The organism is Mycobacterium sp. DL592, from assembly GCF_011694515.1.
Classification (GTDB): Bacteria; Actinomycetota; Actinomycetes; order Mycobacteriales; family Mycobacteriaceae; genus Mycobacterium.
Genome location: NZ_CP050192.1, coordinates 3,346,749 through 3,371,907 on the forward strand (window position 1 = coordinate 3,346,749; position 25,159 = coordinate 3,371,907).

The following is a 25,159-nucleotide window of genomic DNA, read 5'->3' on the forward strand; positions in this document are numbered from 1 at the left end:
AGTGGAGCGCGGCAAAACGTGAAATTCGACTGCCCCAGGTAACGCTCGACGGTCCCAGGTAACGTTCGCCCTGTGTTCCATGTGCTGACGATCAAGTACGAGAAGCCGGTCGAAGTCATCGATCAGACCCGGCCCGCCCATCTCGCCTGGCTCAACGACGAAGTCGCGGCGGGACGCATCCTGCTGGCCGGCCGCCAGGACTCCGGCGCCGGCGGCGTGCTGATCACCGGCGACATCAGCGTCGAGGAAGCCCAGGACATCATCGCTCGCGACCCGTACACGCTGGCCGGTATCGTCAGCTACGAACGTCTCTCGTTCAACGGCGGAGTCCGCGCACCGGGGCTCTGATCCGCCGGGGCGGGATTAATCCGCCCGCCCGCCTTGGTTATTGCTGACGGCCGCACTGTCGCGGACCGCCATATGAAGCTGAATTTGATCAGTGCTGATTTGACGACGATAAAAGGAACACCATGAGCACAGTTACCGCTTACGCAGCGACGTCTGCCACCGAACCGCTGGCCAAGACCACCGTCACCCGCCGCGATGTCGGCCCCTACGACGTCCAGTTCGACATCCATTTCGCCGGCATCTGCCACTCCGACATCCATACCGTGCGCGCCGAATGGGGTCAGCCCAGCTACCCGGTCGTACCCGGCCACGAGATCGCCGGTGTAGTCACCGAGGTCGGTCCCGAGGTCACCAAGTTCAAGGTCGGTGACCGAGTCGGTGTGGGCTGCTTCGTCGACTCCTGCCGGGAGTGCAAGAACTGCAAGGCCGGCCTGGAGCAGTACTGCACCGGCGGCGGAAACATCGGCACCTACAACGCGATCGGCCGCGACGGCCTGCCGACCTACGGCGGCTACAGCGGCAGCATCGTCGTCGACGAGAACTATGTCCTGAACATCCCGGACGGGCTCGCTCTCGACGCGGCCGCACCGCTGCTGTGCGCCGGCGTCACCACCTATTCGCCGCTGCGGCACTGGAATGCCGGTCCCGGCAAGCGAATTGCGATCGTGGGCCTCGGCGGCCTGGGCCACATGGGCGTCAAGCTCGCCAAGGCGATGGGCGCCGAGGTGACCGTGCTCTCGCAGTCGCTGAAGAAGATGGAAGACGGCCTGCGACTGGGCGCGGACCACTACTATGCGACCGCCGACCGGGACACCTTCAAGAACCTGCGCAACTCGTTCGACCTGATTCTCAACACCGTGTCGGCCGATCTCGACCTGGGCCGGTTCCTCGGAATGCTGGATCTCGACGGCACGTTCGTCGAACTGGGCCTGCCCGAAAACCCGCTTGTGGTGCCGTCTTTCCCGCTCGTGGGTATGCGGCGCAACCTGTCGGGTTCGATGATCGGCGGCATCGCCGAGACCCAGGAGATGCTGGACTTCTGCGCCGAGCACAACGTCGGCCCCGAGATCGAAGTGATCGAGCCGGATTACATCAACGAAGCCTACGAGCGGGTTGTCGCCAGCGACGTCCGCTACCGGTTTGTGATCGACACGGCCTCGCTGCGCGAGCAGTAGGCCGGTCGCAAGCTCAGGCCGGTTGCGGGATCGGGGCGCCGGTGGCGAGTTCGGCGTACTGCCGCATGAGCCGTAGTGCGGTGTCCCGATTCAGCTGTGGGTCGCGCGCGACGATGCGGTAGCCGAAGTAGTCCTCCATCGACATCAGCGTCATCGCGATGTCGTTGGCCGAGCCACTGAGATGAAACACCCCGGCCCGGGCTCCCGCGTCGAGCAGATCGGCGTACAGGCCGACCTGACGGTGGTAGATCCCTTGCACGTCGCGGCGGGTGTCCAGATCGAATCCGGCCGCCAGGACGGCTCGCCAGATGGCGCGCCATTCGGCATCCTCCGGGCCGGTGGGCAGTCCCGCGGCGATCGTCTGCGCGAGCTGCTCGCACGGATCGCCGGTCTCGGTGCGTAACCGAAGCCGGTCGTCGTAGAACCGGACGTCGGAGCGCAGAGCGAGCTCGGAGAGCAGTTCGGTCATGTCCTTGAAGTAATACCGCACCGCATTGGTGGTCAGGCCCAGCTCCGCGGCGACGTCGGCGAGCTTGAGGGTGGCCAGGTCATGGCGTTCGATGAGCAGGATCGCGGCGTCCATGATGTCGGCACGCCGCTGTGCCTGCCGATTCGGACGTGCCATACCCGCATCACTCCTGTCGTTCGGCCGGGATGATCCACCCTATTTTGCCCGTCCTCTTGCGTGCTGCGTCACACGAGCGCATAGTTCTTTTCCAATCAGGAAAAGAACTATGCGTGAAGCGAGCGTGACCACATGCGTGCCAGAGACCTCGGCGTCGTCATCGGGGAACATCCGACCGGGCCGCATAACGCCGTCACCGACGTGCCCGGCGTCCGAGTGGGGCACACCACCATCACGTCCGACGACCCGCATACCGTGCGCACCGGCGTCACCGCCGTCATCCCCCACGACCGAATCTGGACCGAGCCGGTGTTCGCCGGCGCGCACCGTCTCAATGGCAGCGGCGAACTGACGGGTCTGGAATGGATCCGCGAGTCCGGCGAACTCACCTCCGCGATCGGGCTGACCAACACCCACAGCGTCGGTGTGGTCCGCGACGAACTGGTGGCGGCGCAGGTGCGGGCCCGCGGCGAAGGCGCCTACTGGTCGCTACCGGTGGTCGGCGAGACCTATGACGGTCTACTCAACGACATCAACGGTTTTCACGTGCGCCCCGAGCATGTGCGGGCTGCGCTGGACAATGCCTGCAGTGAGCCGCCCGCCGAGGGCAACGTCGGCGGTGGGACGGGCATGATCTGCCACGGCTTCAAGGGCGGTATCGGTACCGCCTCCCGAATCACCGAAACCGCCGCGGGCCGATACACCGTCGGCGTCCTGGTGCAGGCGAATCATGGCCGGCGTGAACGACTTCGGATCAATGGCGTGCCGGTCGGCGAGAAGATCGACTCCGCAGCGGTACCGCTGCCCGAACTCCCCGCCCGTTACGAACCGGGGTCGGGCTCGATCATCGTCATCGTCGCCACCGACGCCCCACTGCTGCCCCACCAATGCCGCCGGGTGGCTCAGCGTTCGGCGCTGGCGGTCAGCCGGCTCGGCGGCAGTGGCGAGCAGTACAGCGGCGACCTCATGTTGGCGTTCTCCACCGGCAACCGGGGCATCCCGCCGTACGCGTGGGACGAGGATCCGGCGACCTCGCGCCCCGAGGTACCGCTTCGAATGGTGGCACCGCAGTTGATGACTCGACTGTTCGACCTGACCATCGAGGCCACCGAAGAGGCGATCGTCAACGCCATGGTCGCCGCCACCACGATGACCGGCCTCAATGGCTTGACCGCCCACGCACTCGACCACGACCTGCTTCGCCACACGCTGTTCCCCACCGCCCCATCACTTCAGGAGATCTCGTGACCACACCCACCACAACAGAGGGGCGCCGCCTGAGCGGGCGTCTCGGGCCGATCGGCATCGTGTTCATGGTTGTCGCGGCGGCCGCCCCACTGACCGTCATCGGCGGCAACATGCCCTTGGCGATGGGATTGGGCAACGGTGCGGGTGCCCCGATGGGATTCGTGATCGCCGCGCTGGTGCTCCTGGTCTTCAGCGTCGGGTTCGTCACCATGACCCCGTACGTACCCGAGGCCGGTGCGTTCTTCTCCTATGTGACAGTCGGACTCGGTGAACGGATGGGCAAGGGCATCGCGGTCGTCGCGCTGATCGCCTACACCGCGATCCAGATCGGCATCTACGGCTATATCGGCTGGGCCATCAATGACACCGTCACGCACTTTCATGGACCGGTCATCCCGTGGCCGGTGTACTCGTTCATCGTTCTGGCCATCGTCGCGGTACTCGGCTACCGGCACATCGATCTGAGCGCCAAGGTGCTCGGTGTGGCACTGGCCCTCGAGATCGGCATCGTCGTCATCCTGGACCTGGTGATGGTGTCCCACCCCAGCCCGGCCGGCGTCACATTGAGCTCGTTCGATCCCGCCGTCTTCACCGACGGGACGCTGGGCATCGCCGTGCTGTTCGCACTCACCGGGTTCATCGGTTTCGAGGCCACCGCGGTGTTCCGCGACGAGGCGCGCGACCCCGAGCGCACCATTCCGATTGCCACGTACGCCGCGGTCATCATCATCGGCGCGTTCTACACCGTCACGGTGTGGGCGTTCGTCGTCGCCCTCGGACCCGATCAGGTCACCGCAGTAGCTCAGAAAACCCTTGCCGGAGAGGGCAATATGCTGCTGGACACCACCGGCGACATGCTCGGGACCATCGGCCGCGACATCGTCAACGTGCTTCTGCTGACCAGTCTGTTCGCCTGCGTGCTGTCATTCCACAACGTGATCGCGCGATACCAGTTCGTGCTGGCCGGAAAGGGTTTGCTACCGGCCAGACTCGCCGCGGTCCACGACAACCACGAGTCACCGGCATTCTCATCGGTGGTGCAGACGGTCACCGCCGCCATCATCGTCGCAGTACTGGCAGTCTTGGGCATCGATCCGCTGGTCGGTGTCTTCGGCTCCATGGCGGGCATCGCCACGGTCGGCATGGTCGTGTTGATGCTGACCACGTCGGTCGCGGTGCTGGTGTTCTTCATTCGAGGACGCGCACCGGGCCGGCTGTGGACCACCCGCCTGGCACCGGCGCTCGCGGTTCTGGGCTTGCTGGAAAGCCTGTGGCTGGTGCTGTCGAACTTCACGTTGGTCACCGGCGGCAGCGCCACACTGAGCGCCGTCCTGGCCGCTATTCCGTTCGTCGGGCTGATCGCCGGTGCGCTCGCCTGGCGGCCGTCGCAGTCGGCGGCCTAGTTCGCGGTATCGCCCAACTCGATGCCGGCCAGGGGCCACCCGCCGGCCGCCAGCTTCGCGGCGACCCGCTGGATATTCTCCGGGCCGGCGTCGTGGTGTGCGACATCTTTGATGAAGTCGGCGATCTCGTCGTGGTCGATCTGGTGGCCGGCCGGTGCCTTGGCCTCGGCCTCGGCGATCTCGCGGACGACTTCGGCGACCTGCTCTTCGGTCAGCGGAGTGCTGCGAAGCAGTGCCAGCAGCGGTACCCGGTCCGGCCCGGGGACACCGCTGGGATATCCGGCGCGCAGCCAGGTGAGGACCTTATTGACGAGCGAGGGCGAAGTCACGGTGATCAGTGTCGCCGCCGGCGGCCGACGGCGCCAGCAGCGGCTACACAGTTGGCTGGGGGTTCACCGCACGTTCACCGCCTAGAGTCACCGGATGAGGCTCCGGTCGTTTCGCCTACTTGCCGCAGGCATCGCGGCGCTGGCGGTGACCGCATTCTCCGGTGCCGCGCCGGCCGGCGCCGCCGGGCCACTGCCGACCGACCAGATCGCGACGCCACCGCCTATCAGGCGGCGCTGAACAACCCCGGTGCGCTGTGGCTCGTCGACGGCGCCACCCGGGTGCTGGCGGTCAACCCCTACCCGCTGGCCGACGCCTGCCCCTGAGCACGGCTTGGATTGTCGGTACCCACCACTAGCGTTCCCGTGAACGTAGCCAGGAGGGTAAGCAAGGTGGGGCAGGGCCAGGGCAATAGCGGGTGCTTCTCGGGGGCAGGCGGGTTCGTCTTCGTCCTCATCATTCTCATTGCCACGGTGCCCAAAGAGGTCTGGATCGGTCTCGGTGCCACAGTGGCCGCCGTGGCCCTGATCGTGGTGACCGTGAAGGCGGCAGCTGCCCACGACAAGAATCGGGCCGCAGCCGAGGAACAGGCACGCGTCGAGAAAGCCGCCCGGGAGGCGGCCGCCAAGCGCGAACGCGAAGAAAAGGCGCGCAAGGTCCGGCAACACCGCATCGACACCCTGGGTGCGCAAAACGCTCAACTGGTGGAATCAACCCTCGGCGCGGTGAAGCAGATCACCGCATCGGAGGCCGCCCGCGAAGGGTGGCTCGGAGACGTGGATTTCACGGCCGACATCACGAGAATCACCAACGGTTTCGAAAAAGCTTACGCGCTAAGAAAAGTCGCCAACGAGTTGTCCGCCTTGGACAACCCCGGCGCCGATGACAGAACGCTGCTGGCGGAGGCACAAGCAACTGTCACCGATCTGGAATGCGCTGCCCTGGAACGGGTCGGACTGATCGCCAAGTGCGCCAACGAAGCTCAATTGGTCGACCAATCACTGCGCGCCGAACGCAGGGACGCAAGAACGGCAGAGCAACGCGCGCAATTGCACGCCGAGTTGAGCGCCATGCTGTACGGGATCGAAGCGACTCCCAATGTCGCCCCGACGAACTCGGCGGCGGAGTCGGTGATGGCGCGGGTGGCGGCCTACCGCGAGATCAAAAACCAGATTCAGCGGACCCGACAGCACGGCGACCAATGACCTAATACCGGGCACCGCCGTCCCGCAACGAGAAGCCTTTCGGCGCGAGCACCCGGGACGAACGGCCCTAGAGGACGATTTCCCGTGCGAGGACCTTGAGCTATGTGGCACCACGACGTCAGCGATGCGATCGCGGTGACTGCTGTCCATCGACCAGTGAACGCCAGTGACGTACCGGGCCGTCTTCCCCGGACTCATTCGCGCCCTCGAGCGGCCGGGCACGGTGCTGGGCCACATCGGCGACCAGACGTTGTTCTACGCCAGGGCGATCGGGGGCATCCCCTATGCGGTGCGCTGGTACCGCAGTGAGATTGTCCGGCTGATCGCCGAGATCAGCATGGGCGCCGGCGTGCTGGCGATGATCGGCGGGACACTCGTCGTCGTCGGCTTTCTGACCGTGGCCACCGGCGGCACGCTGGCCGTGCAGGGTTACAGCTCGCTGGGCAATATCGGCATCGAGGCGCTCACCGGGTTCCTCGCGGCGTTCATCAACGTGCGGATCTCCGCGCCGGTGGTCGCCGGGATCGGTCTGGCCGCCACGTTCGGCGCAGGGGTAACCGCCCAACTCGGGGCGATGCGGGTCAGCGAGGAGATCGACGCCCTCGAAGCGATGTCGATCCGGCCGATCGCGTTTCTGGTCAGCACCCGGATCGCCGCCGGGATGGTGTCGATCGCACCGCTGTACGCGGTTGCGGTCATCCTGTCGTTTCTGGCCAGCCGCTACACCACCGTCGCGCTGTTAGGGCAGTCGGCGGGCCTTTACGACCACTACTTCTCGACGTTCCTCAATCCGATCGACCTGTTGTGGTCGTTCACCCAGGCCATCCTGATGGCGTTGGCAATCCTGTTGATACACACCTACTTCGGCTTCTTCGCCTCGGGTGGACCCTCAGGTGTCGGTGTCGCGACCGGTGACGCCGTGCGCACATCGCTGGTCGTCGTCGTGTCGGTGACGCTGCTCGTCTCGCTGGCCATCTACGGCGGTGGAGGCGGGTTCAATCTGGCGGGGTGACCCGCCAGGATCAGAAGTCCCAGTCCTCGTCCTCGGTGACGACGGCCTTGCCGATCACGTAGCTCGACCCCGAGCCCGAGAAGAAGTCGTGGTTCTCATCGGCGTTCGGTGATAGCGCCGACAGGATGGCCGGGTTCACCTCGGTCTCGTCCTTGGGGAACAGCGCCTCGAAGCCCATGTTCATCAGCGCCTTGTTGGCGTTGTAGCGCAGGTACTTCTTGACGTCCTCGGTCAGGCCGACCGCGTCGTAGAGATCCTGGGTGTACTCAATCTCGTTCTCGTACAAGGCAAACAGCAGCTCGTAGGCGTAGTCCTTGAGTTCCTGCTTGCGCTCGTCGCTCTCCAGGGCGTAGCCCTTCTGGAACTTGTAGCCGATGTAGTAGGCGTGCACTGCCTCGTCGCGGATGATCAGCCGGATCAGGTCGGCGGTGTTGGTCAGCTTGGCCCGGCTCGACCAGTACATCGGCAGGTAGAACCCGGAGTAGAACAGGAACGCCTCCAGGAACACCGAAGCGATCTTGCGCTTGAGCGGATCGTCGCCGCGGTAGTAGTCGAGGATGATCTGCGCCTTGCGCTGCAGGTTGACGTTCTCCTCCGACCAGCGGAAGGCCTCATCGATGTCGACTGTCGAGCACAGCGTGGAGAAGATCGAGCTGTAGCTCTTGGCGTGCACCGACTCCATGAAGGTGATGTTGGTCAGTACCGCTTCTTCGTGCGGGGTGAGTGCGTCGGGGATCATGCTGACCGACCCGACGGTGCTCTGGATGGTGTCGAGCAGGGTCAGGCCGGTGAACACCCGCATGGTCAGCTGCTTCTCGGCGTCGGTCAGCGTGTTCCAGGACGGGATGTCATTGGACACCGGGACCTTCTCGGGCAACCAGAAGTTGCCGGTCAGCCGATCCCATACCTCGGCGTCCTTCTCATCAATGACACGGTTCCAGTTGATCGCCGTTGCCCGGTCGATCAGCTTCGTCCCATCGCTCACCGAAACCCCACTTCACCACGATGTTTTGTCCGTTTCCGGCTGATGACCAAACACTACCCCTGGGGTCCGACAACACACCGCAACACAACAAGTTGTGTTTCACCGATCTCGAACGCACAGGTCGGCCGGGCGTGGCGCACGCCGTCGGCGTGTCGGCGCGCCTCAGCTCGGCCTCAGCTCGTTGATGCCCGCCGGAACCGCCATGGCCGTCGGCTCCGTCCGACGCCGGAGAACCGGTACTCCGAACGTTTCAGCGAACGCGTCGCCAGCCAGTACTGCCAGGTCATGCCGCTCCACAGCGTGCGGTTCTTGCCGTGCTCGTCGAGATACCAGCTGCTGCAGCCGCCGGTGTTCCACACCGAGCGTTCCAGGGCCTCGTGCAGCTCGGCGTTGAACGCGTCCTGCGCAGCCCGGGTCGGGGCCAGGGCCTGCGCGCCGGCCTTGTCGACCGCGGCGATCGCCTGCCCGACGTAGCCGATCTGAGACTCGATCATGAAGACCACCGAGTTGTGTCCGAGCCCGGTGTTGGGGCCCAGCAGGAAGAACAGGTTCGGCATGTCGGCCACCGCGACCCCGCGGTGCGCCTGGACCCCCTCGCGGTTCCACCGGTCGACCAGATCCCCGCCGCCTGGGCCCTTGATGTCGACGTAGGTGTAGGAGTCGGTGACGTGGAACCCGGTGGCGAACACGATGACGTCGACGTCGCGCTCGGTTCCGTCGGCGGTGACGATCCCGGTGGGTGTGATGCGGGCGATGCGATCGGTCACCAGCTCCGAGCGGGGATTGGCGATCGCCCGGAAGTAGTTGTCCGAGAACAGGACCCGCTTGCAGCCGACCCGGTAGTTCGGCGTGAGCCTGCGGCGTAGCTCCGGGTCGCGGACCTGGCGGCGAATGTTCCACTTGCCGGCCAGCTCGCCGAGGGTGAGCAGTTCAGGGCGCTTCGTCATCGCGAAACCCAGCGACTCCTGGAACCAGTAGATGCCGTTGCGCACCAGCGCGCGGGCGCCCGGCACCGTGGCGAAGGCCTCCCGCAGCCGGGCTGGGATCGCGTCGTTGCGCCGCGGCAGCACCCAGGCCGGGGTGCGCTGGTAGAGCTGCAACTGCCCCACCTGGTCGACGATCTGCGGCACGATCTGGATGGCGCTGGCACCGGTGCCGACCACAGCCACACGCTTGCCGGTGAGATCGACGTTGTGATCCCACTGTGCGGAGTGGAACGCCGAGCCGCCGAACTCGTCGAGTCCTTCGATGTCGGGGATGGACGGGATGTGCAATGCGCCGGCGCCGGAGATGAGGAACTGCGCGACATACTCCTGGCCGTCCTTGGTGAAGACGTGCCACCGGTAGTCGGTGTCGTCCCAGTGCGCCCGGTCGACGTGGGCGCCGAAGCGGATGTAGCGCGCCAGTCCGTACTTGTCGGCGACACCTTGGAGGTAGGCCAGGATCTCGGGCTGGAAGGACCACACGTGGTTCCAGTCCGCCTTGGGCTCGAACGAGAACGAATACAGATGTGCCGGGATGTCGCACGCGCATCCGGGATAGGTGTTGTCCCGCCAGGTGCCGCCGATCCCGTCAGCCTTCTCCAGGATCAGGAAGTCGACGCCGCGGCGCTGCAGTTCGACGGCCATCCCGAGTCCGGAGAACCCGGTGCCGATGACGAGGGCCCGGGTGTGGACGGGGGTCCTGGCCGGGGATTCGGCGGGGGCCTGCGATTCGGCGACGGTCATGCCCACCAAAGTACCCAATACCGCCGGTATCGGCTAAAGGGTCTTTCGGCCCGGGATTCGGTGCGCTCAGCTGACGGCGGCGCGTCGCGGCATGGCGTCGCGGATCGGCCGGTTCTGGTCGAGGTCGATCCCCAGCAGTTCAGCGGTTCCGTCGATGGTGCCGAGCATGATCGTCGTCAGGTGTTTGACGAAGTCGTCCGAGGGCATCCGCCGCGGGCTGGTGGGGTCGGGACCCAGCCACCAGTCGGTGGCCGCCGACGCCGACCCGAACGTTGCCGACGCGGCCAGCTGCAGCGCCGCCGGGTCGAGCTCCATCTCCCGCAGTTCGTGGTTGAACATCTCCGCGATCGCCATGGTGATCTCGCGTCCCTCGTTGAGGGCCCGCACCGTCGACTCGGACTGCTCGGGGAAGCGGCCCTGCAGCATGAAGCGCAGCACGTTGGGGTGCTGGTCAACGAGGTTGACGTATTCGGCGACGCTGCGGCGGATCAGCTCGCGGACCGGATCCTTGGCGAAGTCGATGTTGGGGAAGATCGCGGCCCAGAGCATGTCGCGCAGCCGGGCGCCGATCGCCTGGAACAGGTCGGATTTGTCGGTGAAGTGCCGGTAGATCTTCGGCTTGGCGGTGCCGGCTTCCTCGGCGATCTCGCGAAGGCTGACTTCGGGCCCGCGCTTGTCGATCGCACGGAACGAGGCGTCGACGATCTCCGCGCGGACCTTCTTGCGGTGCTCGCGCCACCGTTCGCTGCGCGCGTCGACCTTGCCGGAATCGGCCCCCGGCCGCGGCCGTGTCACTCTGCGCACGTCATGCACTGTACCTGCCGGTATTGGCTGACCAGGGCGACTCGTGACGAGGTCACTGTTTCGTCCCCACTGCGGGGGCGTTCACGCCGGGAGCGGTTCAACTTTCTCAGCTAGCATCGGACGGGTCGGGCCATTGAGTGAGACGAGGAGTTGTGACCGAGCGATTCGACGTGGTCATTGCCGGCGGCGGTCCCTCGGGAGCCGCCGCAGCCTGGCAGGCCGCGCAGACCGGTGCCAAAGTGGTGGTCCTGGACAAGGCGGAGTTTCCCCGCGACAAACCCTGCGGTGACGGGCTCACCGCCCGTGCGGTCAGCTATCTGCAGAAGATGGGCCTGGCCCACGAGGTGTCCCAGTTCCACCGCATCAGCGGTGTGACGGTGTATTCCCCCTCGGAGTGGGACCTGTCCTTCCCCCAACGTCCCGGCATGCCCGACCACGGCCACACCGCCAGCCGCACCGAGCTCGACACCCTGTTGCTCAAGCACGCCGAGTCCGCGGGCGCGGTGGTCCGCCAGGGCGCCGAGGTCGCCGGGCCGGAACTCGACGAACGCGGCCGAGTGGTCGGCGTCGTGCTCAAGAACGGCGAGAAGGTCTTCGGCGACGCGGTCATCGCGGCCGATGGCGCCTACTCCCCCATCAAGCGGGCGCTGAAGATCGACTCGGACTACAACGGCTACTCCGCGATCGCGATCCGCTCGGAGATGCACGCCAACCGGGCCGACTCCGACCGCTTCGAGATCTACCTCAAGCTGCTGTTCCAGGGCGACCAGCTGCCCGGCTACGGCTGGATCTTCCCGATGGGCGGCGGCCGGTTCAACATCGGGTTGGGCTACGTCAACAGCTACAAGAACTGGCAATCCATCAACGCCACCCACTTCTTCGGCGACTTCCTCAACAGTCTTCCGCGGGAGTGGGAGCTGCCCTCGGTCGAGGAACTGAAGAAGAACAAGACCGTGCGGGCGTGGCGGCTGCCGATGGGCTTCACCGCGTGGCCGCCGTGGCGTCCCGGGGTGCTGTTCGCCGGCGACTCGCTCGGCGCCGGTAAGCCGGTGTCCGGTGCAGGCATCTCGAAGGCGCTCGAGTCCGGGCTGGCTGCCGGCGAGTGCGCGATGGCCGCACTGGAGAACGGCGGGCCCGACGACTTCACCAACTACCAGCTGCGGATGGAAGCGGCCTGGGGGCGCGAGTACAAGCGTGGGCGCTTCTTCAACAAGCTCGCCGGCTACCCGAAGGTCGCCGAGACAGGCCTGAAGCTGTTGGACAACCACACCTTCCGCGACTTCCTGCTCAAGTCGCTGTACAAGAAGCAACAGAGCCCGTCGCACACCTAGTCTGGGCGCATGGTCGGTGACGGCACGGTGACGCTGACGCCAGGCCTCACCGACGACGAGTTGGCGCGCGTCGAGGACGAGTTCGGTTTCGAGTTCGCCGACGACCATCGGTCGTTTCTGGCGGACGCTCTGCCGGTCGGGGATTCGTGGCCCGACTGGCGCAACGGGCCGCGCCGGGGCCTTCAGCAGCAATTGCAGTTGCCCGTCGAGGGAATCGTGTTCGCTGTCGAATGGCGCGACTTCTGGGGTGCCGAGTGGGGCGCACGTCCGGCCCGGATGAAAGACGCCCTGCGCAGCGCGCGATATCAGCTGGCGCGGGTGCCGCAGCTGGTGCCGGTGCATTCCAATCGCTATCTTGCCGGCGGGCGCGGGACACACGGCAATCCCGTGCTCTCGGTGTATCAGGCCGACGTAACCTGCTGCGGCACCGACCTTTTCACCTACATCGACAGCGATTTCGGGCGCAGCGAGCCCGTGACGTCGCCGCGGCAGACGGTGCCGTTCTGGTCTGAGCTGATCGGCTGACGAACGCTAGCTGCCCACGCCCAGGGTGTAGGACGTCATCGACAGCGAGCCGTATTCGCATCCGTCGGTGAGCACCTCGGGTGTGTCGTTCTGGGCGGCAGCCAGCCCGGCGAAGTACAGCAGCGGGATGAAGTGATCCGGCGTGGGCACCGCCGCGTCGTAGTCGGCGTCGGCCTGCAACCCTGCAGCCCCGGACGGATTGTCGAGGATCTGGGCCCGCGCGGCGTCGTCGAAGCGCAATGCCCAATCGAAACCGTTGTCCCCCATCGAGGGCTGCATCGCGCCCAGGTTGTGCACCACGTTGCCGCTGCCCACGATCAGCACCCCGTGCTCGCGCAGCGCTGCCAGCTTGGCGCCGAGTTCGAGGTGGTAGTCCAGCGGCTTGTAGGCGTTGATGGACAGTTGCACCACCGGCACCGAGTGGTCCGGGAAGGCGTGCGCCAGCACCGACCAGGTGCCGTGGTCGATGCCCCAGCTGTCGAGGTCGGCGCCCACCCAGGTCGGCTTGACGACGTCGGCGATCTCCTCGGCGAGATCCGGCAGACCCGGTGCCGGGTACTGCATTTCGAAGAGTTCGGTGGGAAAGCCATAGAAGTCGTGGATGGTGCGCGGACGGACCATCGCGGTGACGGCCGTGGCGTTGATGTACCAGTGCGCGCTGATCGCCAGGATGGCACGCGGCCTGCCGACGGAGTCGAGCACCGACTGCCCGAACTGACGCCACGCCGTGGTGTAGCGATTGGACTCCAGCGCGTTCATCGGGCTGCCGTGCCCGATGAAGGCGGCAGGCATGGCGGTGGTCATCGGTCTAGTTAACCGCCATTGGCCGCGAGTAGCCAGTTACGTCACGCGCATCACTCGCTGTGGGTGACCAGGTTGGCGTAGGCGGCGCCGGCGTTGCCGTTGAGCTTGGCCGCATCGAAGCCGTAGCCGACGGCGTCGCCGCGGATAGCGCGCAGCGGGTCCTCGAAGTCGCGGAAGTAGCCCATCGCCCAGGCGCCCTCCTGGTAGCCGATCAGCTTGAGCAGGTCGTCGTCGAGGGTGCGGGCGACTTCTGTTGGGACTGAGAGGAATTGGTTCTCCTCCTGGCGGACCCACCCGACGCAGTAGTTGACGTTGATGGCGCGGCGAACCTTCTGGCTGCGGTTGGCAGCACCGCTATGCACGATCTTGCCGGAGTACAGCAGCACCGAACCGCGCGTCATCTCGGCCTGCAGGCACTCGTCGTCGGCGTAGTCGGTGGGCTTCTTGTCGCCGACCTGACTTCCCGGCACCACCCGGGTGGCGCCCATCTCGGCGGTGTAGTCGGTCATCGCCCACAGCGTGTTGCACTGCACGTGGTAGTCGTCGGGAAACGGGTAGAAGTCAAAGGCGTTCTGGTCGCGGTGCAGCGCCTGGTCGGTTTCGCCCGGTTCGATCGAGATCACCTGGGTCAGCATCAGCTGGAACGTGCTGGCGTGGCCGAGGAAGTCCTGGCACACGCCGAGGACGCTGGGATTCTGAATCAGCGTGCGGCAGGCCGGTGAGCGGGCGACCAGCGCGCCGGTGCGCCGGGTCTTCTGACCGATCATCGCGTTGTAGCCCATTGGCGTCGAGTCGAGGTAGGGCCCCAGTTCGTCGGTGATGGTGTCCATCAACGACTCCGGCACCAGATTGTCGACGATGACGTAGCCGTCGCGGCGGAGGTGGTCGGCCAGCTCGGCCGCGGAGGTGGTGGCCGGAACGTGCGTCAGCGCGGTCATCGCTCGAGTATCCCGAGCATGTGTGTTGACCAGGTAAAACAGCGTCACCTAGCCGTTACGGCTGACCGGCGTTACCTCAGCGCCGCCCACGATCGCCGGGCTTGCGGGCGACCTTGCCCGCAGCGGCGCGGGCGGCCTGCTTGGCCAGGGTCTTCTCCCGCGCGGTGCGCTTGGGTGCGGGCTCGGCCTGGCCCCGCGACGAGCCGGGGGTGCGGCCCCGCACGATCCCGGTGAACTCCTCGACCAAGGCCGACGGTGGGCCTTCGGGGAAGGCCAGCGCCACCGGGCACTTCGGCCCGTCGACGATCGGGCGGTAGGTGAGATCCCTGCGGTGGTACAGCCGGGCCAGCGACTGCGGAACGATGAGCACGCCCATGCCCGCGGCGACGAGTTGTATTGCGTCCTCGGTGGTTTCGGGCCGGTGCTCGACCGGGACGCCGGGAGCGTCCGCCCAGGCGACGACGTCGTCGAGTGGCCGCAGCGTCGGCTCGCCGGCGAGGTCTGCGGAGGTGACCTCGTCGGCTGCGGACAGGAGATGGTCGGTGGGCACCACGGCCACCGTCGTCTCCTCGTAAAGCGGGATGACCGCCAGTGCCGAGGTGTCGGCCGGCAGCCGCAACAACGCCAGATCGACTGTCCCGGACCGCACGTCGGCGGCCGCGGCGGCGGCGGCAACGGCGCACAGCCGCAGCGGGGTGCGGGAGTGGCGCTGGGCCCAGATCCGCGCCCACTTCGCCGGCGTCGCCCCCGGGACGTACCCGAGGGTGAGCGAGGACTGGGTCACCGTCTCAGGTTATAGGCTGACGGGCATGAGCAGGCCGAACGCACAGTCCATGAAACCCGCCACAGCGGCCAAGAAGTTGGACGTATACCTGCCTGCGACCCCGGCGGATTTCCAGGAGAACGCGATCACCCGCGACGAGTTGGCGGCTCTCCAGGCGGAGCCGCCGCAATGGCTGCAGGACCTCCGCAAGAACGGGCCGCATCCGAAGAACCTGGTGGCCGCCAAGCTGGGTGTGTCGATCTCGGGCCTCACCCGCGGGGGTATCACCGATGCGCTGACCACCGAGCAGATCGACGCGCTGCTCGCCGAGAAACCGGACTGGCTGATCGCCGAACGCGAGAGCTACCAGGCGGTGCTCAGCGAGGAGCGGCGCCTCAAGGCGCTACGCGCCGAGAAGGCTCGCTGAGACAGCGTTCACGGCTAGGAATTCGCCAAGTCTGCTGTTAACGCATGCGCTATCACCGAAGGTGCATCAGCGCGCCGTCTTGGTGCCGAAAGTTGTTGGATCAGGCGATGGTTCAGGATCCCCCCCATCTCCCCAATCCCGGCAGTACGGGCACCATGGGCGCAGGCGATGGTGGACCCACTCGGAGTACACGACCGTGAACGTCCACACCATCTGTGGTAAGTAGAAGAAACGGGGCTAGGCGCCGGCATCACGTGGGTGACCAGTATCGGGAAGATCGTCAAAGCCAGCAGGATAAGAATCGCCGGCAGTGTCGTTGTGAAGTGCGAGAAGCGGAGAACCCAGTCTTGTCGCTCCACACGCACAGGTGCGTCGGCGGGCACGTCGGCCATACAGCGAATGCAGAGTCGGTCTGAGCGGCGGTGAAATGTCGAGATCACTGCGCTGGCGAGAAAAACCGCAACAACGACGTAGTAGAGGTCCAGTAGTACCCCAAAACACGATGCCACCATCGTCACCACAGCGGCAACGAGAAGATACGGCAGCGAATGAGCGAAGACCGCCGACAATCGCGATCCGCGGGACGGTCCTCCGGGTGCAGCAGCTGGCGTCACTCGGCAACGATATGTCCGAGGTCCGACATCTGGCGCCGACACCGTGATCGCCCAGAATGAGCTCTTCTCTGGTGCATCTAGACATGTAGCAGGCCAGAGTAAATGCCCCTGGCCTGCCAAACGTCATACCCCTACAGCATGCAGCTGACGCAACCCTCCACCTCAGTGCCTTCCAGCGCCATCTGCCGCAGCCGGATGTAGTAGAGCGTCTTGATTCCCTTGCGCCAGGCGTAGATCTGCGCCTTGTTGACCTCGCGGGTATCGGCAGTGTCCTTGAAGAACAACGTCAGCGAAAGGCCTTGGTCCACATGCTGAGTGGCCGCGGCGTAGGTGTCGATGATCTTCTCGTAGCCGATCTCGTACGCGTCCTGGTAGTAGTCCAGGTTGTCGTTGGTCATGTAGGGCGCCGGGTAGTAGACGCGGCCGATCTTGCCTTCCTTGCGGATCTCGACCTTCGACGCGATCGGATGGATCGAGCTCGTCGAGTGGTTGATGTAGGAGATCGACCCGGTCGGCGGGACGGCCTGCAGGTTCTGGTTGTAGATACCGTGGGCCTGCACCGACTCCTTGAGCCGCTGCCAATCCTCGTGCGTCGGAATGTGAATGCCCGCGTCTGCGAACAGCTGCCGCACCTTGTCGGTCTTGGGCTCCCACACCTGCTCGAGGTACTTGTCGAAGAATTCACCGCTGGCGTACTTCGACTTCTCGAAGCCCTTGAACGCCGACCCTCGCTCGATGGCGATCTTGTTCGACGCACGCAGGCAGTGGTAGAGCACCGTGTAGAAGTAGATGTTGGTGAAGTCGATGCCCTCGTCGGAGCCGTAGTAAATCCGTTCGCGCGCAAGGTATCCGTGCAGGTTCATCTGGCCAAGGCCGATGGCGTGCGAGTCGTTGTTACCCTGCTCGATCGACGGCACCGACCAGATGTGCGTCTGGTCGCTGACCGCGGTCAACCCGCGGATGGCCACCTCGATGGTCTGCGCGAAGTCCGGCGAGTCCATCGCCTTGGCGATGTTCAGCGAACCGAGGTTGCACGAAATGTCCTTACCCACCTTGGAATAGGACAGATCCTCGTTGAACTCCGAGGGTGTCGAGACCTGCAGAATCTCCGAGCACAGGTTCGAGTGCGTGATCTTGCCCTCGATCGGGTTCGCGCGGTTCACCGTGTCCTCGAACATGATGTACGGGTAACCCGACTCGAACTGCAGCTCGGCCAGCGTCTGGAAGAACTCGCGTGCCTTGATCTTCGTCTTGCGGATCCGGCCGTCGTTGACCATCTCGTAGTACTTCTCGCTGACCGAGATGTCGGCGAACGGCACGCCGTACACGCGCTCGACGTCATACGGCGAGAACAGGTACATGTCCTCGTTCTTCTTGGCCAGCTCGAAGGTGATGTCAGGAATCACCACACCGAGGCTCAGCGTCTTGATGCGGATCTTCTCGTCGGCGTTCTCCCGCTTGGTGTCCAGGAAGCGGTAGATGTCGGGATGGTGCGCGTGCAGGTACACCGCCCCGGCACCCTGGCGGGCTCCGAGCTGGTTGGCGTAGGAGAACGAATCCTCCAGCAGCTTCATGATCGGGATGACACCGGAGCTCTGGTTCTCGATGTTCTTGATCGGCGCGCCGTGCTCGCGAATGTTGGTCAGCAGCAACGCGACTCCGCCGCCGCGCTTTGACAGCTGCAGCGCCGAGTTGATCGAGCGGCCGATCGACTCCATGTTGTCCTCGATACGCAGCAGGAAGCAGCTCACCGGCTCGCCGCGCTGCTTCTTGCCCGAGTTGAGGAACGTCGGGGTGGCCGGCTGGAACCGTCCGTCGATGATCTCGTCGACCAGCTTCTCGGCCAGCATCGTGTCACCGGCGGCCAGCGTCAGCGCCACCATCACCACGCGGTCCTCGAAGCGCTCGAGGTAGCGCTTACCGTCGAAGGTCTTCAGCGTGTAGGACGTGTAGTACTTGAATGCGCCGAGGAACGTCGGGAACCGGAACTTCTTGGCGAAAGCCCGGTCCAGCAGCGACTTCACGAAGTTGCGCGAATACTGGTCGAGCACCTCGCGCTCGTAATAGTTCTCCCGCACCAGATAGTCGAGCTTCTCGTCCTGGTTGTGGAAGAACACCGTGTTCTGGTTGACGTGTTCGAGGAAGTACCGGCGCGCGGCCAGCCTGTCCATCTCGAACTGGATCTTGCCTTCTGCGTCATACAGATTCAGCATCGCGTTCAGCGCGTGGTAGTCAGTCTCCCCCGGCAACGCGTGCGTCGGGGCTACAGGCTCAGCAGCTGTGACCGTTGGTGGCACGTGTCCTCGTCCTTCCAGAATTCAGCCAGTTCCGCACGGACGGCTTCCACGTCCTCTACGGTTCCCATCATTTCGAAGCGGTATAGCAGTGGCACGTTGCACTTGTGTGAGACCAGGCTGGCCGCAAAGCAGTACTCGGCACCGAATTGTGTGTTGCCGGCCCCGATCACTCCACGGATCAGGGACCGATTGTGCGGATTGTTCAAAAACGCGATGACCTGCTTGGGCACGTAACCCTTCGCATCGAGGGTGGGGCTGTCCCCCCGGCCCTTGCCGTACGTGGGCAGGAGCAGGACGTAGGGACGTTCCACCTCGATGCGGTCGTGCAGTGGAATCCGGATGGCGGGCAACCCCAGCTTGACCGCGAAGCGGTGCGTGTTCTCCGAAACGCTGGAGAAGTACACCAATCGCGGCGAGCTCTCGAGGCTGCCATCCGGACTCATCACGTTCCCCCAGTGGCGCCCGGGAGTCAGGCGCTGACTGCGACGCCGCCGGCGAGAGCCTTGATGCGATCGGGCCGGAATCCGGACCAGTGATCGCCGCCGGCAACGACGACAGGTGCCTGCAGGTAGCCCAGGGCCATCACGTAGTCACGCGCCTCGGGCACCTCGGTGATGTCGACGATGTCGTAGGTGAGGCCTTCTTTGTCCAACGCCTTGTAGGTGGCATTGCACTGCACGCACGCGGGCTTGGTGTACACGGTGATGGTCATCTTCGGGTGGCTCCTCAGCGAAACATGGAGATGGACTCAAGTCGGTTACGGGACTGGCTGTGCGCAGGCACTCACGGATATTCAGCTCGCTGCCAGACCCCGTCATTCCCAACCGGCGGAGGTGTCCGGATCGGCACTCGGTCCCGATTTCGGCGCTCCGGCGAACCTGTGAATCTTGTGGTCTTTCGGCGTCTCAGACACTACACCTAGTGGCCGACAACGAGAAGAGATACAACATGTTCTGAATAACAATTGTGAAATTCCCAGGTCGTAAGCCCTCCACCCCCGCCACAGACGGCGTGTCGCACGTCACAACACGCCGATCAGACGGTCATCGCGTCAGGTCTATCAGCGAGCACCGACAAATCCGGGCCACTGCGGCGCGCACGGCCCCGCCAAACAGCAAAAGCCGCCAGTGCGTCCCGCGACGCACTGGCGGCTTTGACGATGCAACGATGCTTTAGGTCAGCTCACCTCGGCGGCGAGCTTGCCCACCGCGTCGCGCACGGCGGCGGCCACCTCGGCGGTCTCCCGCGGGTGCTTACCGTCGAAGGTCGGGGTCGGCACCGACAGGCTGATCGCTTCCACCACGCGGGGGCCGGCGATGCCGAAGGACTTGCGCGTCTCGTCGTGCGCCCACACGCCGCCGTACTGGCCGAGCGCGGCACCGATGACGGCCAGCGGCTTGTCCTTCAGCGCGCCGTTGCCGTAGGGGCGCGACAACCAGTCGATGGCGTTCTTGAGCACGCCCGGAATGCTGCCGTTGTATTCCGGGGTGACCACCAGGGTGGCGTCGGCGTCAGCGGCCGCCGCACGCAACGCGGCCACCGCGGCCGGCGCGTCCTCGGTGTCGAGGTCCTCGTTATAGAAGGGAACGTCACCAAGCCCTTCGTAGATGGTGGCCGTCACGCCGTCGGGCGCCGACTCCACGGCCAGTTCGGCCAGCTGCCGATTGATCGATGCCGCCCGGAGGCTGCCTACCAAAACCAGGACCTTGATGTCCGCCATGTCCGTTCCTTCCGTTGTGTTCGGATCTTCGCACGAGGTAACCGGACTACGGTCCGATTAATTCCACCTGAGCTAAAGTGGCGGATGTGACCGCCGTCAACGGGGTGGGTGGGCTGCCGATTTCGGCGCCGCAAGAGCGTGGCGATGCTGCGCGCAACCGCCTGTTGCTGCTCGACGCCGCCCGCGCACTGATCGACGAGCGCGGCACCGAGGCCGTGTCGATGGACGACATCGCGGCTGCTGCCGGCGTCGGCAAGGGGACGCTGTTCCGTCGCTTCGGCAGCCGCGCGGGCCTGATGATGGTGCTGCTCGACGAGGACGAGCGGACCCTGCAGCAGGCCTACCTGTTCGGGCCGCCACCGCTGGGCCCCGACGCCCCGCCGCTGCAACGGCTGCTGGCCTTCGGCCGCGAACGACTGCGCTTCGTGCACGCCCATCGCGAACTGCTCTCCGAAGCCAACCGCGACCCCGAAGCCCGCTACAACGCACCGTTCGCCGTGATGCGCACGCACGTGCGTGTTCTCCTCGAGGCGGCGGGCAGCAGCGGAGATCTCGCCGCCCAGGCCGACGCCCTGCTGGCACTGCTGGATGCCGACTACGTCACCCGTGAACTCGCCGACTCGGGCCGAAGCCTCGAGAGCCTGGCCGACGCCTGGGACAGCGTCGCGACCAAGCTGTGCGGGACGTGACCGCGACCGAGCCCCGACACTGGGTCCTGCACGTGGACCTCGACCAGTTCCTGGCCTCAGTCGAACTGCGCAGGCATCCCGAACTCGTCGGCCTTCCGGTCATCGTCGGCGGCAGCGGCGATCCCACCGAGGCCCGCAAGGTGGTGACGTGCGCGTCCTATGAGGCAAGGGAATTCGGTGTGCACGCAGGCATGCCGTTGCGCAGTGCGGCGAGGCGCTGCCCGGACGCGACGTTTCTGCCCTCAGACCCGGCGGCCTACGACGAAGCCTCCGATCAGGTGATGGGCGTGCTGCGCGACCTCGGCCATCCGGTAGAGGTGTGGGGCTGGGACGAGGCCTACGTGGGCGCGCAGGTCGCTGACCCGGTGGCGCTCGCGGAGCGCATTCGCGCCGAGATCGCCGCCGCGACAGGCCTGGTCTGCTCGGTCGGTATCAGCGACAACAAGCAGCGCGCCAAGGTGGCCACCGGGTTCGGCAAACCCGACGGCGTCTACACCCTCACCGACGCGAACTGGATGGACGTCATGGGTCAGCGCCCGGTCGACGCGCTGTGGAGTGTCGGGCCGAAGACCGCCAAAAAGCTTGCCGCCCTTGATATCACCACAGTGCGGCAGCTGGCGTCGACCGATGCCGAACTGCTCAGTGCGACGTTCGGGCCGCGCACCGGGTTGTGGTTGCTGCTGCTGGCCAAGGGTGGCGGGGATGCCACCGTCAGCGCGCAGCCGTGGATTCCGCGCTCACGCAGCCACGTGGTGACCTTCCCGCAGGACCTGACCGACCGCGCCGAAATGGACGCAGCCGTCGTCGATCTCGCGAACCGCGCACTCGATGAGGTGGTGGGTCAGGGGCGCATCGTGACCCGGGTGGCCGTGACGGTGCGGACCAACACGTTCTACACGCGCACCAAGATCCGCAAGCTCGACGCGCCGAGCACCGAACGCGAGGTGATCACCTCCGCGGCCCTGCGGGTGCTGGACCTCTTCGAACTCGACCGTCCGGTGCGGCTGCTCGGCGTGCGGCTGGAACTGGCTGCGCCGCAATGATTTTCAGGCAGGCGGCAGAGACTGCGCGCCGCGTGGCCGAAGCGCCCGGGTGAAGAACACGTTCACCCGGGTCATCGCCACGCTGTAGGGCCACCAGGCCAGCCGTTTGAACGCATACAGCGCGCGGATGTCCGCCGAGGTGTAGATCAGGAAGCGGTTCTTCGCCACACCGGACACGATGCGGTCGGCCACCTTGTCGGCAGTCACGGCGTGACCGCTGAAAAGCTTGACCCAGCGCTGCACTTTGGGGTGCTCACGGTCGACCCCGGCGATGTGCACGGTCTGCACGAGTGGGGTGTCGACCGCTCCCGGCACCACCAGCGACACCCCGATGTCGTGGCGGGCGAGGTCGAACCGCAGAACCTCCGAGAGGCCGCGCAGCCCGAACTTGCTGGCGCTGTAGGCGGCATGCCAGGGCAGCGCCACCAGGCCCGCCGCCGAGGACACGTTGACCAGATGACCGCCGCGGCCGGCGGCGACCATCGGCGGCAGGAACGTCTCGATGACGTGGATCGGACCCATCAGGTTGACGTCGATCATGGAGCGCCAGTGCAGGTGGGTCAGGTGCTCGACGGTCCCCCACGCCGAGATGCCCGCGACGTTCATCACCACGTCCATCGCGCCGAACCGGGTGTGGATGTCGGCGGCGAAGTGGGCGACGGCGTCGTAGTCGGAGATGTCCAGGGCGCGATGCTCGGGCACCGGCGCACCCAGTGCGCGAACGTCGGCGACCGTGGACTCCAGGCCCTCGGCGTTGATGTCGGTCAGATACAGCTCGGCGCCCTCCCGGCCCAGCCGCAGCGCCGTCGCGCGGCCGATGCCGCTGGCCGCACCGGTGACGAACACCTTCTTGCCCGCGAAACCGCCGGTCATCCGCTCAGCCGCCGACCCGTCCACCCCACAGGGCGCGCAGCCACAACTTCTCCAGGATCCGCACCGCGGCATCCATGTCGCGCTCCGGGCCCAGGAACGCCGTCTCCCCGGACAGGGTGAGCCCGGTCGTCGCCACCAGCGTGCGGACCAGACCGTAGATGTCGTCGGTGATCGGGTCGGCGGTGCCGTTGCGGATCTCGGCTTCGACGATCGGCACGATCTGGGCGACGACGGCCTCGTTGTATCCGTCGAGGATCTCCCGGATTTCGGCATCGGTGTGCCGGGCGGCGTTGCACGCCCTCATCAGCGGGTCGTTGTGGGCGTACACCGCTGCGGCGCTGCGGACCATGCGCTCGGCGAAGGCGGCGGGAGTCTCCTCGGGGCCGCGCGGGGCATACGAGTGGGTGAGGTCGTCGAGTTCCTGCCCGGCTTCGCCGACGAGGTACGCCAGCACCGAGTACTTGGAGTCGAAGTAGAAGTAGAAGCCCGAGCGGGCCACCCCGGCGCGGTCGCTGATCATGCTCACCGACAACTCGGAGAACGGTTTCTCCTCCAGCAGCTCCCGAACGGCCTGCACGATCGCATGCCGCTGCTTGTCGCCGCGGCGGCGGGGCGCCTCGACGGAGTGCTGGTGCGCGGTCACCCGTTCACCTTGCACCACGGCACGCCCGAAGTGAAACTTGACACACGTCAAGTGTCGTGGTGAGGATGGTGTTACCTCAAGTATCAGTCCCGGCCGGCACCCATGATCCGTCCCGCCCGTCCCCTTCCCCAGGAGCGTTGATGGCCACGATCAGTACCCCGCAGTACCTGTTGGACCAGGCTCGTCGCCGGTTCACCCCGACGTTGAACACCATCCCCGGGATGGGTGCCGTGGAGAAGCGGCTGCGCGAGCGCGAGTGGCCGCAGTTCCCGCTGGCCGAGCCGCCCGCCGGCAGCGACCTCAAGACGATCATGGGCGATTCCGGGCTGCCGCTGCTGGGCCATATGATCGAGACGTTCCGCGGCGGACCCGACTATCTGATGCAGGTCTACCGCAAGTACGGCCCGCTGCACTACGCCTACTCGCCGGCCCTGCCCGCCGTCGTCGCGCTGGGCCCCGACGCCACCCAGGCGGTGTTCTCCAACAAGAACAAGGACTTCTCGCAGAAGGGCTGGCACCCGGTGATCGGGCCGTTCTTCAACCGCGGCCTGATGATGCTCGACTTCGAAGAGCACATGTACCACCGCCGCATCATGCAGGAGGCGTTCACCCGCACCCGGCTGTCGGGCTACGTCGAGCACATCGACCGGGTCGCCTCGGCGGTCGTGGCCAACGACTGGGTCACCAATGATCCGCGGTTCCTGTTCCATCCCGCGATCAAGGAGCTGACGCTCGACATCGCCTCGGTGGTGTTCATGGGCCACGAGCCGGGCTCCGACCACGAACTGGTCACCAAGGTCAACCAGGCGTTCACCACCACCACCCGCGCCGGCGGCGCGATCATCCGCACCAGCGTGCCGCCCTTCAAGTGGTGGCGCGGGTTGCAGGCCCGCAAGGTTCTCGAGGAGTACTTCGTCGAGCGGCTCAAGGAACGCCGCAACTCCGGCGGCACCGACATGCTGTCGGTGCTGTGCCAGACCACCGACGACGACGGCAACAGCTTCACCGACGACGACATCGTCAACCACATGATCTTCCTGATGATGGCCGCCCATGACACGTCCACCTCGACGCTGACGACGATGGCCAATCAGCTTGCGGCCAACCCGGAATGGCAGGAGCGCTGCCGCGACGAGTCGGCCCGCCTCGGCGACGGCCCGCTGGACATCGAGGCACTGGAGAAGCTAGAGACTCTCGATCTGGTGATCAACGAGTCGCTGCGCCTGGTAACGCCGCTGCCGTTCAACGTCCGCCAGGCCGTCCGCGACACCGAGCTGCTGGGGTACTTCGTGCCGGCCGGCACCAGTGTCAACATCTGGCCCGGCCTCAACCACCGGCTTCCGGAGCTGTGGACCGACCCGGAGAAGTTCGACCCGGACCGCTTCGCCGAGCCGCGCTCCGAGCACAAGCGGCATCGCTACGCGTTCGCCCCGTTCGGCGGCGGCGCGCACAAGTGCATCGGCATGGTGTTCGGCCAGCTGGAGATCAAGACGGTGATGCACCGGCTGCTGCGCAAGTACCGGCTAGAGCTGCCGCACCCCGGCTACAAGGCACACTACGACTACGCCGGAATGCCGGTGCCGATCGACGGTATGCCGATTGTGCTGCGCCCGCTGCGCTGAGTGCTCTTCGC

Annotated in this window: 27 protein-coding genes; 13 read left to right on the plus strand and 14 right to left on the minus strand. The window is 65.8% G+C overall.

Annotated features, from left to right (window positions below; translation table 11 throughout):
• Positions 1-72 precede the first annotated feature (72 nt).
• Both HBE64_RS16040 and HBE64_RS16045 read left to right on the plus strand, forming a co-directional pair.
• A complete protein-coding gene (locus HBE64_RS16040) occupies positions 73-348 on the plus strand; it encodes a YciI family protein (RefSeq protein WP_167104096.1) in 276 nt (91 codons plus the stop codon).
• Between the two features lie 122 nt (positions 349-470).
• Complete coding sequence (locus HBE64_RS16045; RefSeq protein ID WP_167104099.1) at positions 471-1,523, plus strand: NAD(P)-dependent alcohol dehydrogenase; 1,053 nt, start codon at positions 471-473, stop codon at positions 1,521-1,523.
• 13 nt (positions 1,524-1,536) lie between these two features.
• Here HBE64_RS16045 and HBE64_RS16050 read toward each other — a convergent pair whose 3' ends face one another.
• Positions 1,537-2,148 (minus strand): TetR/AcrR family transcriptional regulator, encoded by a 612-nt coding sequence (locus HBE64_RS16050; protein ID WP_167104102.1) that lies wholly within the window; start codon positions 2,146-2,148, stop codon positions 1,537-1,539.
• 132 nt (positions 2,149-2,280) lie between these two features.
• On the opposite strand from HBE64_RS16050, the gene HBE64_RS16055 reads away from it, so the two are divergent.
• Together HBE64_RS16055 and HBE64_RS16060 are read left to right on the plus strand one after the other, a co-directional pair.
• The gene (locus tag HBE64_RS16055) at positions 2,281-3,396 is read left to right on the plus strand and encodes a P1 family peptidase (protein WP_167104106.1); all 1,116 of its coding nucleotides are present in this window, start codon (positions 2,281-2,283) and stop codon (positions 3,394-3,396) included.
• Between the two features lie 65 nt (positions 3,397-3,461).
• Positions 3,462-4,799: an APC family permease gene (locus HBE64_RS16060; RefSeq protein ID WP_243841667.1), complete on the plus strand. Its 1,338-nt coding sequence runs from the start codon at positions 3,462-3,464 to the stop codon at positions 4,797-4,799.
• Here HBE64_RS16060 and HBE64_RS16065 read toward each other — a convergent pair.
• Positions 4,796-5,134: a DUF3349 domain-containing protein gene (locus HBE64_RS16065; protein WP_371744192.1), complete on the minus strand. Its 339-nt coding sequence runs from the start codon at positions 5,132-5,134 to the stop codon at positions 4,796-4,798. The two genes, HBE64_RS16060 and HBE64_RS16065, sit on opposite strands and share 4 nt — an antisense overlap.
• A gap of 88 nt (positions 5,135-5,222) precedes the next feature.
• On the opposite strand from HBE64_RS16065, the gene HBE64_RS16070 reads away from it, so the two are divergent.
• The 3 genes from HBE64_RS16070 to HBE64_RS16080 all read left to right on the plus strand — a co-directional run bounded on the left by HBE64_RS16070 (position 5,223) and on the right by HBE64_RS16080 (position 7,343).
• Positions 5,223-5,366, plus strand: coding sequence for a hypothetical protein (locus tag HBE64_RS16070; protein ID WP_167104114.1), 144 nt, complete (start codon positions 5,223-5,225; stop codon positions 5,364-5,366).
• A 152-nt stretch (positions 5,367-5,518) separates the two neighbouring features.
• Complete coding sequence (locus HBE64_RS16075; protein ID WP_167104117.1) at positions 5,519-6,331, plus strand: hypothetical protein; 813 nt, start codon at positions 5,519-5,521, stop codon at positions 6,329-6,331.
• A gap of 166 nt (positions 6,332-6,497) precedes the next feature.
• On the plus strand, positions 6,498-7,343 hold the full coding sequence (locus HBE64_RS16080) for an ABC transporter permease (RefSeq protein ID WP_167104120.1): 846 nt from the start codon (positions 6,498-6,500) through the stop codon (positions 7,341-7,343).
• A gap of 10 nt (positions 7,344-7,353) precedes the next feature.
• Here HBE64_RS16080 and nrdF read toward each other — a convergent pair whose 3' ends face one another.
• The 3 genes from nrdF to HBE64_RS16095 all read right to left on the minus strand — a co-directional run bounded on the left by nrdF (position 7,354) and on the right by HBE64_RS16095 (position 10,859).
• Entirely contained in the window at positions 7,354-8,328 is a 975-nt protein-coding gene (nrdF, locus tag HBE64_RS16085) for a class 1b ribonucleoside-diphosphate reductase subunit beta (RefSeq protein WP_167104124.1), read from the minus strand.
• A gap of 173 nt (positions 8,329-8,501) precedes the next feature.
• On the minus strand, positions 8,502-10,055 hold the full coding sequence (locus HBE64_RS16090) for an NAD(P)/FAD-dependent oxidoreductase (protein ID WP_167104127.1): 1,554 nt from the start codon (positions 10,053-10,055) through the stop codon (positions 8,502-8,504).
• Between the two features lie 66 nt (positions 10,056-10,121).
• Positions 10,122-10,859: a TetR/AcrR family transcriptional regulator gene (locus HBE64_RS16095; RefSeq protein WP_167104130.1), complete on the minus strand. Its 738-nt coding sequence runs from the start codon at positions 10,857-10,859 to the stop codon at positions 10,122-10,124.
• 152 nt (positions 10,860-11,011) lie between these two features.
• Between HBE64_RS16095 and HBE64_RS16100 the strand changes: the two genes are divergently transcribed.
• On the plus strand, positions 11,012-12,190 hold the full coding sequence (locus HBE64_RS16100; RefSeq protein WP_167104135.1) for an NAD(P)/FAD-dependent oxidoreductase: 1,179 nt from the start codon (positions 11,012-11,014) through the stop codon (positions 12,188-12,190).
• A 9-nt stretch (positions 12,191-12,199) separates the two neighbouring features.
• On the plus strand, positions 12,200-12,715 hold the full coding sequence (locus HBE64_RS16105; protein WP_167104138.1) for a hypothetical protein: 516 nt from the start codon (positions 12,200-12,202) through the stop codon (positions 12,713-12,715).
• Between the two features lie 6 nt (positions 12,716-12,721).
• Here HBE64_RS16105 and ygiD read toward each other — a convergent pair whose 3' ends face one another.
• The 3 genes from ygiD to HBE64_RS16120 all read right to left on the minus strand — a co-directional run bounded on the left by ygiD (position 12,722) and on the right by HBE64_RS16120 (position 15,241).
• Positions 12,722-13,507, minus strand: a complete 786-nt coding sequence (gene ygiD / locus HBE64_RS16110; RefSeq protein WP_167109295.1) for a 4,5-DOPA dioxygenase extradiol — start codon at positions 13,505-13,507, stop codon at positions 12,722-12,724.
• 62 nt (positions 13,508-13,569) lie between these two features.
• Complete coding sequence (locus HBE64_RS16115) at positions 13,570-14,457, minus strand: phytanoyl-CoA dioxygenase family protein (RefSeq protein ID WP_167104141.1); 888 nt, start codon at positions 14,455-14,457, stop codon at positions 13,570-13,572.
• A gap of 76 nt (positions 14,458-14,533) precedes the next feature.
• Positions 14,534-15,241, minus strand: coding sequence for a LysR family substrate-binding domain-containing protein (locus HBE64_RS16120; protein WP_167104144.1), 708 nt, complete (start codon positions 15,239-15,241; stop codon positions 14,534-14,536).
• A 25-nt stretch (positions 15,242-15,266) separates the two neighbouring features.
• Here HBE64_RS16120 and HBE64_RS16125 point away from each other — a divergent pair, with 25 nt between their 5' ends.
• On the plus strand, positions 15,267-15,647 hold the full coding sequence (locus tag HBE64_RS16125; RefSeq protein ID WP_167104147.1) for a DUF5997 family protein: 381 nt from the start codon (positions 15,267-15,269) through the stop codon (positions 15,645-15,647).
• Positions 15,648-16,392: 745 nt separating this feature from the next.
• Here the strand turns inward: HBE64_RS16125 and nrdE are convergent.
• The 4 genes from nrdE to HBE64_RS16145 all read right to left on the minus strand — a co-directional run bounded on the left by nrdE (position 16,393) and on the right by HBE64_RS16145 (position 20,278).
• Positions 16,393-18,558 carry a class 1b ribonucleoside-diphosphate reductase subunit alpha gene (gene nrdE, locus HBE64_RS16130; RefSeq protein WP_167104150.1) on the minus strand — a complete coding sequence of 722 codons (2,166 nt, stop codon included), beginning with the start codon at positions 18,556-18,558 and terminating at the stop codon, positions 16,393-16,395.
• Positions 18,525-19,001 carry a class Ib ribonucleoside-diphosphate reductase assembly flavoprotein NrdI gene (gene nrdI, locus HBE64_RS16135; RefSeq protein ID WP_167104153.1) on the minus strand — a complete coding sequence of 159 codons (477 nt, stop codon included), beginning with the start codon at positions 18,999-19,001 and terminating at the stop codon, positions 18,525-18,527. Before nrdI ends, nrdE begins: the two co-directional genes overlap by 34 nt.
• A gap of 26 nt (positions 19,002-19,027) precedes the next feature.
• A complete protein-coding gene (locus HBE64_RS16140) occupies positions 19,028-19,270 on the minus strand; it encodes a redoxin NrdH (protein ID WP_167104156.1) in 243 nt (80 codons plus the stop codon).
• A 465-nt stretch (positions 19,271-19,735) separates the two neighbouring features.
• Entirely contained in the window at positions 19,736-20,278 is a 543-nt protein-coding gene (locus HBE64_RS16145) for an NAD(P)H-dependent oxidoreductase (RefSeq protein ID WP_167104159.1), read from the minus strand.
• A gap of 86 nt (positions 20,279-20,364) precedes the next feature.
• On the opposite strand from HBE64_RS16145, the gene HBE64_RS16150 reads away from it, so the two are divergent.
• Together HBE64_RS16150 and HBE64_RS16155 are read left to right on the plus strand one after the other, a co-directional pair.
• A complete protein-coding gene (locus tag HBE64_RS16150; protein WP_167104162.1) occupies positions 20,365-20,967 on the plus strand; it encodes a TetR/AcrR family transcriptional regulator in 603 nt (200 codons plus the stop codon).
• Entirely contained in the window at positions 20,964-22,010 is a 1,047-nt protein-coding gene (locus tag HBE64_RS16155) for a DNA polymerase IV (RefSeq protein WP_167104164.1), read from the plus strand. Before HBE64_RS16150 ends, HBE64_RS16155 begins: the two co-directional genes overlap by 4 nt.
• 3 nt (positions 22,011-22,013) lie before the next feature.
• Here HBE64_RS16155 and HBE64_RS16160 read toward each other — a convergent pair whose 3' ends face one another.
• The gene (locus HBE64_RS16160) at positions 22,014-22,883 is read right to left on the minus strand and encodes an SDR family oxidoreductase (protein ID WP_167104167.1); all 870 of its coding nucleotides are present in this window, start codon (positions 22,881-22,883) and stop codon (positions 22,014-22,016) included.
• 4 nt (positions 22,884-22,887) lie between these two features.
• Positions 22,888-23,526 carry a TetR/AcrR family transcriptional regulator gene (locus HBE64_RS16165; protein WP_167104170.1) on the minus strand — a complete coding sequence of 213 codons (639 nt, stop codon included), beginning with the start codon at positions 23,524-23,526 and terminating at the stop codon, positions 22,888-22,890.
• Between the two features lie 137 nt (positions 23,527-23,663).
• On the opposite strand from HBE64_RS16165, the gene HBE64_RS16170 reads away from it, so the two are divergent.
• Positions 23,664-25,148: a cytochrome P450 gene (locus tag HBE64_RS16170; protein WP_167104174.1), complete on the plus strand. Its 1,485-nt coding sequence runs from the start codon at positions 23,664-23,666 to the stop codon at positions 25,146-25,148.
• Positions 25,149-25,159 lie beyond the last annotated feature (11 nt).